The sequence below is a fragment of the Haemophilus parainfluenzae genome (assembly GCF_014931415.1).
In the GTDB taxonomy this organism is placed as follows: domain Bacteria; phylum Pseudomonadota; class Gammaproteobacteria; order Enterobacterales; family Pasteurellaceae; genus Haemophilus_D; species Haemophilus_D parainfluenzae_AF.
Genome location: NZ_CP063121.1, coordinates 1650654 through 1664852 on the forward strand (window position 1 = coordinate 1650654; position 14199 = coordinate 1664852).

Annotated in this window: 9 protein-coding genes and 1 tRNA gene; 6 read left to right on the plus strand and 4 right to left on the minus strand. The window is 39.1% G+C overall.

What is annotated here, in order from left to right; translation table 11 throughout:
- Window positions 1-6 precede the first annotated feature (6 nt).
- The 3 genes from cscK to INP93_RS08090 all read left to right on the plus strand — a co-directional run bounded on the left by cscK (window position 7) and on the right by INP93_RS08090 (window position 3698).
- Window positions 7-933 carry a fructokinase gene (gene cscK / locus INP93_RS08080; protein ID WP_197544622.1) on the plus strand — a complete coding sequence of 309 codons (927 nt, stop codon included), beginning with the start codon at window positions 7-9 and terminating at the stop codon, window positions 931-933.
- Window positions 934-997: 64 nt separating this feature from the next.
- Window positions 998-2455, plus strand: coding sequence for a glycoside hydrolase family 32 protein (locus INP93_RS08085; protein WP_197544623.1), 1458 nt, complete (start codon window positions 998-1000; stop codon window positions 2453-2455).
- A 70-nt stretch (window positions 2456-2525) separates the two neighbouring features.
- Entirely contained in the window at window positions 2526-3698 is a 1173-nt protein-coding gene (locus tag INP93_RS08090) for an MFS transporter (RefSeq protein ID WP_197544624.1), read from the plus strand.
- Between the two features lie 48 nt (window positions 3699-3746).
- Here the strand turns inward: INP93_RS08090 and pgi are convergent, their stop codons facing one another.
- The 4 genes from pgi to pyk form a co-directional block, all read right to left on the minus strand.
- Window positions 3747-5396: a glucose-6-phosphate isomerase gene (pgi, locus tag INP93_RS08095; RefSeq protein ID WP_197544625.1), complete on the minus strand. Its 1650-nt coding sequence runs from the start codon at window positions 5394-5396 to the stop codon at window positions 3747-3749.
- 56 nt (window positions 5397-5452) lie between these two features.
- Window positions 5453-6535 carry an alanine racemase gene (alr, locus tag INP93_RS08100; protein WP_197544626.1) on the minus strand — a complete coding sequence of 361 codons (1083 nt, stop codon included), beginning with the start codon at window positions 6533-6535 and terminating at the stop codon, window positions 5453-5455.
- 23 nt (window positions 6536-6558) lie between these two features.
- On the minus strand, window positions 6559-7965 hold the full coding sequence (locus tag INP93_RS08105; protein WP_005695940.1) for a replicative DNA helicase: 1407 nt from the start codon (window positions 7963-7965) through the stop codon (window positions 6559-6561).
- Between the two features lie 149 nt (window positions 7966-8114).
- Window positions 8115-9551 (minus strand): pyruvate kinase, encoded by a 1437-nt coding sequence (gene pyk / locus INP93_RS08110; protein ID WP_049362958.1) that lies wholly within the window; start codon window positions 9549-9551, stop codon window positions 8115-8117.
- A 230-nt stretch (window positions 9552-9781) separates the two neighbouring features.
- On the opposite strand from pyk, the gene INP93_RS08115 reads away from it, so the two are divergent.
- From INP93_RS08115 to INP93_RS08125, 3 genes are all read left to right on the plus strand, one after another.
- Window positions 9782-9858 (plus strand) — tRNA-Val (locus INP93_RS08115).
- Window positions 9859-10043: 185 nt separating this feature from the next.
- Window positions 10044-12254, plus strand: a complete 2211-nt coding sequence (locus INP93_RS08120) for a TonB-dependent siderophore receptor (RefSeq protein ID WP_197544627.1) — start codon at window positions 10044-10046, stop codon at window positions 12252-12254.
- Between the two features lie 63 nt (window positions 12255-12317).
- Complete coding sequence (locus INP93_RS08125; protein ID WP_197544628.1) at window positions 12318-14078, plus strand: ABC transporter ATP-binding protein/permease; 1761 nt, start codon at window positions 12318-12320, stop codon at window positions 14076-14078.
- Window positions 14079-14199 lie beyond the last annotated feature (121 nt).

Sequence of the window (14199 nt, forward strand, 5' to 3'; positions counted from 1 at the left end):
AATAATATGAGCCAAAAAATCTGGGTAACAGGCGATGCGGTTGTCGATCTTATTCCTGACGGTGAAAATCATTATTTACGTTGTGCCGGTGGCGCCCCTGCAAATGTGGCTGTTGGCGTGGCACGATTAGGCAGCCCGAGTGCCTTTATTGGTCGCGTAGGTAACGATCCCCTTGGCCAATTTATGCAAGACACCTTAAATGCGGAAAATGTGAATACACAACATATGATTTTAGATCCGCAACATCGTACCTCTACGGTTGTGGTTGGTTTAGATAATGGCGAACGCAGCTTTACCTTTATGGTAAACCCAAGTGCGGATCAGTTCCTACAAGCTAGCGATTTACCGCCTTTCCAACAAGGTGAATGGCTACATTGCTGCTCTATTGCGCTGATTAATAATCCATCTCGCGAAGCCACCTTTGAAGCAATTCGTCGTATTAAAGCTGCTGGTGGTTTCTTCTCTTTTGATCCAAATCTACGTGAATCACTTTGGTCAAGCTTAGAAGAAATGAAAACCGTGGTAATGGAAGCCGTTGCATTGGCTGACGTATTGAAATTCTCTGAAGAAGAATTAACGCTTTTAACCAATACTGATAGCCTTGAAAAAGCCTTTGAAAAAGTGACTGCACTTTATCCTAAAAAATTGATTATTGTGACCTTAGGTAAAGATGGGGCACTCTATCACTTAGAAGGTAAGAAAGATGTGATTGCTGGAAAAGCCTTACAACCGATTGATACAACAGGTGCAGGCGATGCCTTCGTCGGCGGCCTGCTTGCGGGTCTTTCACAGCATCCAAACTGGAAAGAAAATGATGTGCTTGTACAAATTATCCGTCAAGCTAATGCCTGCGGAGCCCTTGCTACGACAGCGAAAGGGGCGATGTCTGCGCTACCAAATAAAGCACAATTAGCAGCGTTCCTAGCCAACTAAGGTTTAAAGGTGCAAATTATTGCACCTTTTACTTACCCGATCACATTAACGAGGCACGATCACGATGATTATTTTCAATAATGGCAAATACAAAAGCATTCTAGCCGCAAAAAAAGGCGAGCTCGCAGAAATTGCTGAAACCGTACAAAAAGACAAAGATTTTCGACCAAACTATCATATTGCCCCACCAACTGGCTTAATGAATGATCCTAATGGTCTGATTTTTGATGGTGAAAAGTATCATCTGTTCTACCAATGGTTTCCATTCGATGCAATTCACGGGATGAAACATTGGAAGCATTTAATCACGAAAGATTTCCAACATTATCAATTGGCAGATGATCTCATTCCTTGCGAACTTTTTGAATCTCATGGATGCTATTCTGGTGGTGCTTTGAAAGTTGGTGATAAATTGGCCATGTTCTATACGGGCAATACCCGTCGCCCAAGTGATAATCAACGCGTGCCTTATCAAAATTTAGCGATTTTTGATCTTAATGGAAAATTGCTTAGCAAACGTCCATTAATTGAAAATGCACCAGAAGGTTATACAGAGCATGTTCGTGATCCTAAACCGTATTTTACTGAAGACGGAAAAATCCGTTTTATCTGTGGTGCACAGCGAGAAAACATCACGGGAACAGCCATTATTTTTGAAATGGACAATCTTGAAGATACGCCTCGTTTATTAGGTGAGCTTTCCTTGCCTGCTTTTGATAATAAAAACGTGTTTATGTGGGAATGCCCTGATCTATTGAAGCTCCGTGATAAAGATGTGTTTATTTGGTCACCACAGGGGAAAGAGCGTGAAGCACATGAATTCCAAAATAATTATCATGCGACTTATGCTGTGGGGAAATTAACGGATTTAACCTTTGAAGCAGAATATATTAGCGAATTAGATCAGGGCTTTGATTTCTACGCACCACAAACATTTGCTGGCTTAGATAACCAAACTCATGCCGTGCTTTTCGGTTGGATTGGTTTGCCAGATTTAACTTACCCAACAGATAAATTTAAATGGCATTCTGCTTTAACCTTACCAAGAGAATTGCGCTTAGAAGGGACAAAAATTTATCAACATCCGATTGCTAAAATAGACGAAAATCTAACCGCACTTTCAGCGCTTCATCTCGATGAAAAAGCGGATATTGCTAATTTAGATCGTGCGTATCTTAAATTTGAGGCAAATAACCAAGCCTTTGACTTAACCTTCTTCCAAAATGAAAAAGGACAATCATTACGACTTTCTTATGAAAATAGCTTGGTTTGCTTAGATCGCAGTCAAAGCGAACAAACCGAATTAATGAAAAAATTCGATACCAAACGCTTCTGCGAAGTTGAAAATCTACAAACTGTCGAAATTTTCTTTGATCGTTCAATTATTGAAATTTTCTTTAATCAGGGTGAAAAAGCAATGACATCAAGATTTTTCATTGAGAACAGAGAAAATACAATAAGCTGTAGCCATCCATTAGATTTAATGATTGGTTATTTACCTGCAATTCAATATGACAAATAATCAACTCAAGTGCGGTTAAAATTAACCGCACTTTTATTTCCAACCATGTTCTCTTAATTAAGTAATGACTATGTTTGTTCAACAACAAAACGCAACACCATCTAATCTTGTGGCGTTCAATTTTCTATTGATTGCCTTTTTAACGGGGATTGCCTCTGCCTTTCAAACGCCGACCTTGAGTTTATATCTCTCTCAAGAGATTCAAGTTTCACCTTTTTTTGTGGGCTTGTTCTATTCAGTTAATGCCATTATTGGCATTATCTTGAGCCAAATTCTCGCGAAATATTCTGATAAGCAAGATGACCGTCGCAAAGTGATGATTGTTTGCTGTTTAATTGCTGTGCTTGGCTGTCTAATTTTTGCTTATAGCCGAAATTATTATGTGTTAATTATTATCGGCACAACGCTATTAGGGCTAGGTTCATCCGCTAATCCGCAATCTTTTGCTTTAGCGCGAGAATATGCTGAAAGTAGTCATCGTGAAGCGGTGATGTTCACCACAATTATGCGAACTCAAATCTCATTGGCTTGGATTGTTGGGCCACCGCTTTCTTTTTTTATTGCGTTAAACTGGGGCTTTGATTACATGTATTTGGTGGCAGGTTCTGCCTTTTTACTGTGTGCAGGCGTCAGCAAATTATTGCCGAAAATTCCTCGTCAAAGTGCGGTTAAAAATCAAGAGATTTTAGACAATACGCCACCAAGAAAAAGTGTGATTTACTTGTTCATCGCTAATCTATTGCTTTGGACCTGTAACAGCATGTATCTCATTAATATGCCATTATTTGTGATTAATGAATTACATTTAAACAAAGAACTGGCGGGAACATTAATGGGGACGGCTGCGGGATTGGAAATTCCTGTAATGATATTTGCGGGCTATCTCACCCAATACTTCAGTAAAAAACGCTTAATGATGATTGCTTTAGTTTCAGGGCTCGCCTTCTATTCAAGTTTATTATTCGCTGAGCAAACTTGGCAGCTCATCGGATTGCAAATGCTTAATGCGATTTTTATCGGTATTACCGCTACCATTGGTATGGTGTATTTCCAAGACTTAATGCCCACTAAAATGGGCACTGCCACCACCTTATTTAGTAATGCAGCAAAAAGTAGCTGGATTATTGGAGGGCCTATTGCGGGTATTATTGCGGAAATTTGGCATTACAACTCTGTTTTTTATGTCGCTGTGGCACTAATTTTTATCAGCGTAGGCTGTATGTGGAAAGTCAAATCAGTTTAATGAAAATAAAAAAGTGCGGTCAATTTTGACCGCTCTTTTTACTTTATATTATCGCCATGCTTTGAATTGATTAATCAATCCATTGGTTGAGCTATCATGGCTTGAAACATTCTCTTTGTCTGCCAATTCAGGAAGAATTCGGTTCGCTAGTTGTTTACCTAATTCCACGCCCCATTGGTCGAAACTAAAGATATTGAAAACCACACCTTGTGTAAAAATTTTGTGTTCGTACATCGCAATTAATGCGCCAAGAACAAATGGTGTCATTTTTTGCACTAAAATAGAATTGGTCGGTTTGTTACCAGTAAAGACTTTAAATGGCACAATGTCTTTTACCTCATCCAACGATTTACCGGCTTTCACAAACTCTGCTTCGACTTCTTCTTTGGTTTTGCCAAAAGCAAGTGCTTCAGTTTGTGCAAAGAAGTTTGATAACAATTTGCTATGGTGATCACCTAATGGATTATGGCTTTGTGCTGGCGCGATAAAGTCACAAGGAATTAACATCGTACCTTGGTGAATCAATTGATAGAACGCATGCTGACCATTTGTACCAGGTTCCCCCCAAATAATTGGGCCGGTTTGATAATCACGGATAACATTGCCATTACGATCGACATATTTACCGTTTGATTCCATATTGCCTTGTTGGAAATAAGCCGCAAAACGGTGTAAATATTGGTCATAAGGTAAAATTGCCTCAGTTTGTGCACCAAGGAAGTTGGTATTCCATAAGCCTACTAACGCTAATGTCGCTGGGATATTTTTTTCCAATGGTGCAGTACGGAAATGTTTATCCATTTCATGCGCACCACTTAATAGTGCTTCAAAATTATCAAAGCCAATTGAAAGTGCGATTGAAAGACCGATTGCAGACCATAAAGAATAACGGCCACCAACCCAATCCCAGAATTCAAACATATTGTTTGTATCAATACCAAATTCTGCTACCGCTTTACCGTTGGTCGAAAGTGCAGCAAAGTGTTTTGCCACCGCGCTGTTATCTTTCGCTGCCGCCAATAACCAATCACGTGCAGAATTCGCATTGGTCATGGTTTCTTGTGTGGTAAAGGTTTTAGATGCGACTAAGAAAAGTGTCGTTTCAGGATTTACTTTTTTCAACGTTTCAGCGATATGTGTACCATCTACGTTTGAAACAAAGTGCATATTCAAGTGATTTTTATAAGGACGAAGCGCTTCGGTCACCATATAAGGGCCTAAGTCCGAACCACCAATACCGATATTCACCACATCAGTAATTGCTTTTCCGGTATAACCTTTCCACTCACCTGAAATCACACGATCACAGAAAGCGCTCATTTTCGCTAATACAGCATTCACTTCCGGCATCACATCCTTGCCATCTACATATACAGGTGTATTTGAACGGTTACGAAGTGCGGTATGTAATACAGCTCGATTTTCTGTGCGATTAATTTTCTCGCCTGTAAACATAGCATTAATCGCTTCATCTAATGCAGACTCTTTGGCTAATTGACGAAGTAATTTGAGGGTTTCTTGATTAATTTTATTTTTTGAAAAATCTACTAAGATTTGATTTTCAAAAGTTAAAGAATAATCGTTAAAACGATTTTGTTCTTGCTTAAACAAATCAGCAATCGTGGTATTAGCCAGTTGAGATTGGTGAGCTTCAAGCGCTTTCCACGCTTGAGTATTGGTTGGATTGATGTTTTTCATGAATATTTCCTTTTAAAAATTGAATTCTTTACATTTTTGCTTTCTTGCAAAAACAATTAATCGACATATTCTGTTATAACACGAGGGGTTAATTTTGTAATCAATTCATAGCTTAAAATACCACTGTATTTAGCTACCGTTTCAATTGGTAATTCCTTACCCCATAAAATCACTTCATCACCGACTTTATCTTGGCTATCTGCGCCTAAATCGACCGTTAGCATATCCATCGAGACACGACCGACAATAGGAACAATACGACCATTTAGATAAACTGGCGTACCTTCTGGCACATCACGCGGATATCCATCACCGTATCCAATAGCGACAACACCAATTTTGGTATTTTTCGGACTGGTCCAAATGCCACCATAGCCAACAGGTTCACCTTTTTTATGTTCTCGCACCGCAAGCAATGAAGAAGTTAAGTTCATCACGGGGATTAAACCAAATTCAGCGCCGACAGTATCCGTTGGTGAAATGCCGTACATAATAATCCCTGGTCGAATACAATCTAAATGTGCTTCAGGCCAGAATAAAATCCCGCCGGATGCCGCAATGGTTCTTTCTCCAACTTTATCTTTTGTCGCTTGAAGAAAACGATCAAGCTGAACTTGAGTATAATCAGAATCTAGTTCATCAGCACGGCTAAAATGGCTGACAAAACCTAAGTGCGGTTGAATTTGAGGGAGTTTTTTCAGCTCTTGATAAAAATAGTCCACTTCATCAAGCGACACACCTAAACGGTGCATCCCCGTATCAATCTTCAACCAGACTTTGATTGGACTTGGTACCACAGATCGTTTTAATGCTTCAAGTTGTTCACGGTTATGAACCACGGTTTCAATGTTATTTACCGCAATAATCGGTAAATCTTTTTCATCAAAAAAGCCTTCTAGCAATAAGATCGGTTTAATAATACCGTTAGAGCGTAACGATAACGCCTCTTCTAAACGGGCCACTGCAAAGCAATCTACCATGCTTTCTAAAGCAGATGAAACAAATACCACACCATGACCATATGCGTTTGCTTTTACTACCGCAATAATTTTGCTGTGCGGTGCTTTTTCTTTAATAACTTGTAAATTATGTTTTAAGGCAAGCGAACTGATTTTCGCTGTTGCCGGTTTTACGTTCATTTTTCTAATCCGTTCTATCTTGCCTAATAATCATCTCTGTATTCACGCTGTTCGGCAAGGTTATCAAAGCGTGAGAATTGACCGTTAAATGCTAAACGTACACGACCAATCGGACCGTTACGTTGTTTACCAATAATAATTTCAGCAACACCTTTATCTTCAGAATTATCGTTATACACTTCGTCACGATAAATAAACATAATCAAGTCAGCATCCTGCTCAATAGAACCTGATTCACGCAAATCTGAGTTTACCGGACGTTTATCTGCACGTTGTTCCAACGTACGGTTAAGCTGGGAAAGTGCAATAACCGGGACTTCTAATTCTTTCGCTAATGCTTTTAAAGAACGGGAAATCTCGGCGATCTCTAAGGTACGGTTATCTGAAAATGCGGGTGCGCGCATTAATTGAAGGTAATCAACCATAATCATGCTCAATCCACCATTTTCGCGATACACACGACGTGCGCGAGAACGCAATTCTGTTGGAGTTAAACCTGATGAATCATCAATATAAAGATTATTTTTTTGCTTAAACATCCCAAACACGCTGGCAATTTTGCTCCATTCTGCCTCTTCCAAGTTTTGGCCTGTACGAATTTTGGTTTGGTCCACGCGAGCTAGAGAGGCAATCATACGCATCATAATTTGTTCAGCAGGCATCTCTAAACTAAATACCAAGACAGGCTTATCACTTGCCATGGCCGCATTTTCACAAAGGTTCATTGCAAATGTGGTTTTACCCATGGAAGGACGTGCTGCCACAATGATGAGATCGGAAGGCTGTAAACCTGCTGTTTTCTTATCTAACTCAACAAAACCCGTTGTGACCCCTGTCACACCATTATGATTTTCAAGCTTACCTAAGGTTTCAATTCTAGCAATGGTGCTTTCCAATACGCTGAGCACATTTTGAGGCCCCTCTGTTGAAGAACTCCGTTTTTCAGCGATCGCAAATACTTCCCTTTCAGCTTCATCCAACACCATTTTGATGTCTTTGCCTTTAGGCGAATAACTGTTTTCTGCAATACGATTCCCCACTGCAATAAGCTCACGCAAAATCGCTTTTTCACGTACGATTTCAGCATAAGCCAAAATATTAATAGCATTTGGGGTGTTATTAGAAAGATCAGCGAGATAAGCAAAACCGCCTACGGAATCACTAATGCCTTTGGCTTTAAGGGCTTGATCAAGGGTGATTAAATCAATCGGCGTTTGGTTACGCATTAATTCTTCCATAGTTTGGAAGATTGCTTTATGTGCAAAAGTGTAAAAATCCTCAGCAATGACTCTTTCAGCGATCCCATCCCAATGCTGATTGCTCAGCATAATACCGCCAAGAACGGCTTGTTCAGCTTCAGTAGAATGAGGCGGGATGCTAACTTGTTCAGTTTTCTGATCGGAAGATTGGATTTGTCGTTGTGATGCCATAAGGATTTCAATTTAAACTAAAAAACTGTGCTTATGATACCGCAAATATGAGGTGGTTTTAAGAAAAAAGTGCGGTCAATATTTTCAATATTTTAGACATAAAAAAACGGTGGAAAAATCCACCGCTTTTTTTCATTCAGGAATGTTGATTATTCAACCGTTAAAGTACGACAAACGTTAGTTGTACCTTCTGATTCATCACCTTGTGTTAATAAAACAAGATCACCTGAAACTAAATAACCTTTTTCTTTTAATAGGTTAATCGCTGCTTTAGCACCTGCAGAGCTACGAGATTCACCATCAAAATGAACTGGTGTGACACCGCGGTACAATGCGCAACGGTTTAATGTTTCTTGAACACGAGAAAGTGCAAATATTGGTAAACCTGAGCTAATACGTGACATCAATAATGGTGTACGACCAGAGTGGCTTAATGTAATGATTGCTGCAATACCGCTTAAGTGGTTCGCTGCATACATCGCAGACATTGCTACAGATTCTTCAATATCTCTGAACTCACGATCTAAACGGTGATGAGAAACATTGATGCTAGGCATTTTTTCTGCACCTAAACATACGCGAGCCATTGTCGCTACAGTTTCAGCTGGATATTGACCTGCTGCAGTTTCTGCTGAAAGCATTACCGCATCAGTACCATCTAATACCGCATTTGCCACGTCCATTACTTCTGCACGAGTTGGCATTGGGTTGCTGATCATTGACTCCATCATTTGAGTCGCAGTGATTACCGCACGGTTTAATTGACGTGAACGACGAATTAATTTTTTCTGTACGCCAACTAATTCAGGGTCACCGATTTCAACACCTAAGTCACCACGCGCAACCATGATTACATCAGAAGCAAGGATGATATCGTCCATTGATGCATCATCAACGACAGTTTCAGCACGTTCAACTTTAGCAACGATTTTCGCTTCTAAACCTGCTTGTTTTGCTAACTCACGTGCATAGTTTAAGTCTGCACTTGAACGTGGGAAAGATACCGCTAAGTAATCTACACCGATACGAGCTGCAGTGATGATATCTGCTTTATCTTTTTCAGTTAATGCATCTGCAGATAAACCACCACCTAATTTGTTGATCCCTTTATTGTTTGATAATGGACCACCAACAGTCACTTCAGTAAATACTTTTGCACCTTCAGTAGAAAGCACTTTTAATTGAACACGGCCGTCATCTAATAAAAGAATATCGCCTGGCACAACATCTTGTGGAAGTGTTTTATAGTCTAAACCAACAGCTTCTTGATTACCTTCACCTTTTGGTAATTCCGCATCAAGAATAAATTTATCACCAACATTTAAGAAAATTTTGCCGTCTTTAAAAGTAGAAACACGAATTTTAGGACCTTGTAAGTCACCTAAAATTGCCACGGTTTTACCTAATTTTTTCGCGATCGCACGAACACGCTCAGCACGCTCAATATGATCATCTGGTGTACCGTGAGAAAAGTTCATACGCACAACATTAGCGCCTGCTGCGATAATTTTTTCAAGATTGTTATCGCGGTCTGTAGCTGGACCCATTGTACATACAATCTTCGTTCTTCTTAATTTTCTAGACATTATCTAAACTCCACAAATGGTTACAATTTTACTTAAAGCTTTTTTTAAATTTCGGCTCATCCGAGATAAAAAACGCTGCGCATTATACGCTTAAACCTGTACAAAATCAAAATAACTACTGAGACTTTTTAAATCAGATTTTGGTTATTTTTTTAGCAGCTAAATTTAACTTAAAACAAATCCCCTTGTTTTCATCCTTAAAACTGTTTATCATCTGCCACATCTTTTACGCGACTATAGCTCAGTTGGTTAGAGCACCACCTTGACATGGTGGGGGTCACTGGTTCGAGTCCAGCTAGTCGCACCATATTACAATCCCAAGCTTTTTAGCTTGGGATTTTTTCTTTTTATCTTATCCCCTGCTTAATTTAAATGATATTTTCTGAATAAATCGCATAAGTAAATGAAAATAATTTGTATTGATTGACGTAAACGTTTTCGCTATACTGCAGCTCTTTTATTATCTATCGGGTTATATATCGGAAAACAATTATGAAATTTAAATTAAGTCTTATTTCAACCGCACTTTTGGCGAGTTTTTCTTTATCAGTACATGCTGAAACACAAGAAGCGAACAACAATGATGAATACAAACTAGAAGAAATCAATGTTGCAACTGAATTGGAAAAAGCAAAAGCTGCTGGAGACAAGCAAAGAGATATCGTGAATTTAAGTTTACTTGGTCGTCAAACAGCATTCACCTCTCCTATTGCTGTTGTTAATTATGACGAAAAAGCATTTGAAAACTCTCAACAGCGTAATCTGCTTGATGGTATTTCAAAAATTGATTCTTCCGTCATGAATTTTGGCGGTGAAACTAATACCTTATCAGGTATCTACGTTCGAGGATTACAATTAGACGCTCGTCAAATCACCGTAAATGGGTTACCCGGTCTTTACTCTACTTATAACTCCCCTACTGCTGCAGTAAGCTCTGCTCAATTAATTAAAGGTGCTTCAACAGCTGTCGCGGGTATGGACCCTGAAGGAGCGGCTGGTTCATCTTTAAATGTTGAAACCAAACGAGCAACAGACGAAGCTATTAATAAAATCGGTTTGGGTTGGTATAGCAATACTCGCTTACAAGAATCCTTTGATTTTGGTCGCCGTTTTGGTGAGAACAAAGAATGGGGCGTTCGTCTAAATGGGAAATATCGTGATGGTGATACAGCTCGTAATAATTATGATGAACGTAACAAAGAATTTTCTGTGGGATTAGACTATCGTGGAAATAAATTCCGCGCAGGTATTGACTATATGTACACTAAACGTGCTACCCATGGTGGACGTGCACGTGTTCAAGACATCCAGAATCTAACCTTCCGCTTACCCGATGCACCAAATGGTAAAACAAATCTAGTTCCTCACTGGAATGGTCAAGCAACACAAGATCAGACTATTATGGGGACATTTGAGTATGATCTTCCTTATAACATGATGTTATCTGGGGGACTTGGCTACATGGAATCAACTTACAGAGGAACATTTGGTCAAGCTCGCTTGGATACAGTAACTAAGACAAATAAAACGGGTAAAATAACTTCGACTACATATGGCAATGCTAATGGGGATTATAGTTTAATCCAACTACGTGCAATTGATTACAGAACAAGAACAACCAGTGCAAATCTAAAATTACAAGGTGAGTTTGAAACAGGTTCTATTTACCATAGCTGGAATCTCGCCTTTGATGCTGTCAAAAGACAGAGAGCGTTCCACCAAGGCGACGTTCTTACTGGAAAGGATTATTTAAATTTAAACATATATAACCCTCAGTTTAGAACCAATCCTCAACCTTCTAGAGAAACAGCTCAAGGTGCGACAAACGAAAAATTGACGAGTTATAGTGTCGCATTGGCTGACACGGCTTCATTTGTAGATAATACCATTCGTTTAACACTTGGTGGACGTCTCCAATGGATTAAGCAGCATGCGCTTCCTTATCCATCAAAACCAAATCGCGATGTGCGTTATCATGAAAGCCGCTTCAGCCCAATGATTATGGCTGCTTATGTGCCAAACCCTGATTTAACTTTATACGCAAATTACTTAGAAGATTTAGAGCCTGGAGCAACAGATGAAGATACCGGTACAATGGCAAAACCAATTGTAAGCCGACAAATTGAATTTGGTGTTCGTAAAAACTGGAAAGATGTAGCCACCACCACATTAAGTGTTTATCAATTGTCTCGACCTGGCGTAGTTGCTTCAACAGGTGAAGAACAAGGTAAAGAGCGTAATCGCGGTATTGAATTCAATATCTATGGAAGCTTGTTAAATAACACCTTACGTCCAAATCTAGGCATTACCTATAACCAAGGTAAATTGATTGATTATCCTAGCTTTGCAGGTCCAATCATTACGGGGTCTCAAGTAGCAAGTCCTCGCTGGATTGCTAAAGCCGGCATTGAATGGGATACACCATTTATTCAAAATTTAACATTAAATGCTGCAATTCAATACTACGGAAAATCATACCAAGATTATTCTGAAAAATATGAATTCCCATCCTATACAACTGTTGATGCGGGTGCTAAATATGTTGCAAAATTAGGCGAGAAACAAACTCTAACCTTCCGTATCGGTGTAGAAAACTTATTCAATAAAGCATACTGGCAAGTACAACGTGGTCGTTATGACCGTAGTTTTGCTGTGGTAGGTATGCCTCGTACCTATTGGGCAAATATTGAATATTCATTCTAATTAATTAGAGCTTTTTAGGGCGAAAACTGTACGCTTTCGCCCTTTTTTAATTTATGGAAATCTATGAATTGGCAAACTGAACTTAACTCAAGTTTAAGCTGGATTTTGACCGCACTTTTCTGGGTAGTTTTATGCTTTAGCGTGGTAATGATAGTGCTAAAGCAAACCTCATTTGGTCAAAAGTTTTGGCATATTGCATCCCCTTCGATTAATCGCCGTAACAGCATCAAAATCATCCTTATGCTACTGGTGTTGTTTACCATGATTTTATTAGAAGTGCGCTTCAGCGTACTCAACTCTTTTTTCTATAATGGGCTTTATAGCTCAATGCAGGAATTAGATGCGGATAAGTTTTGGTTCTTTGCAAAACTGAATGCACTCTTAGTATTGGTACAAGTTATCCACTCCATCGCCGATTATTTCTTGCAACAAGTATTTGAAATCCGTTGGTTGGAAAGCTTGAATAAAGTCCTTGTTAAACGATGGTTAGAAAATAAAAAATACTATCGTCTTAAATACGAAAAAGAGCTACCCGATAATATTGACCAACGTATTGAACAAGATGCTCGTGAATTCATCAGTAGCACTGTCACTATTGTACGTGGCATGATTAATTCTGTTCTGACCACCATTGAATTTACCATCATCCTTTGGTCTCTATCTGGCGTGTTAAGTCTTTTCGGATTAAATATCGAAAAAGGCGTCGTTTTCTTTATTTATGCCTTTATTATCCTTGCAACATTGATGTCTGTTTGGATTGGTCACCCATTAATCAAGCTGAACTTTAACAAAGAAAAACTTAATGGTGACTACCGTTATTCTTTGATTCGAGTACGAGATAATGCGGAAAGTATCGCTTTCTATCAAGGTGAATTGCAAGAACAACATTTATTGAAAAACAAATTTGCTCAAATCATTCATAACCGTTGGGCAATTGTATTGAGAATGTTGGGATTAGACGGCTTTAATGGAAGTGTCACGCGTGTTGCTAAACTCTTACCGTTAATGCTGCAAGCACCTCGTTTTTTTACCGGACAAATTAAACTGGGCGATATGCACCAAACTGTGCAAGCATTTAACCGATTAATGACCGCACTTTCTTTCTTCCGTTTGTTCTATGAAGAATTTACGCTCTACCAAGCGCGCTTAAATCGTCTTTATGGTTTTATGACTAAATTGGATGAATTAGATCATTTAGAGGTTCATCAACCCATGAAATGTTCTAACCGTGTAGCGTTATCAAATTTTGGTATTAAAGATGACCAAGGCAGATTGTTGATTAATAACTTAAATATTGAGTTAAAAAATGGTGATGCTTTATTAATTCAAGGTCCATCTGGCACAGGGAAAACATCGCTATTAAAAGCGATGGCGGGGATTTATCCTTTTGAGACTGTTGGTCTAGTGGAACATCCTTGTGTGACCAGTTTATTCTTACCGCAGCGTCCTTATATGCCACAAGGTACGCTACGTGAAGCGATTTGCTATCCGGATATCGATCCTTATCATCCTGAATTGGAAAAAACACTGACTGATTGCTGTTTAGATAAATATCTTCATAGCCTTGATGTAGAGAACGATTGGCAAGCAATTTTGTCGCCAGGTGAATTACAGCGCGTGGCATTTATTCGGATTTTACTGACGAAACCTGAAGTGGTCTTTTTAGATGAAACCACATCAGCACTTGATGAGCCAACCGAGTACCTCCTTTATAAAACAATTAAAGAGCGATTACCCAATATGATCATTCTGAGCGTGGGTCATCGTGGCACATTGCATCAATTCCATAATAAGCAACTAGATTTGGCAGTCTGCATCGTCTAAATAATAAAAGGCTAAATTTATATTTAGCCTTTTCTTTTTTTACTAAATACAATTGAACTTATAAGAAGTCTCTCAAGGCTTGCTACACACCCCAATCCCCCCTATAATTCCCCCAACTTTT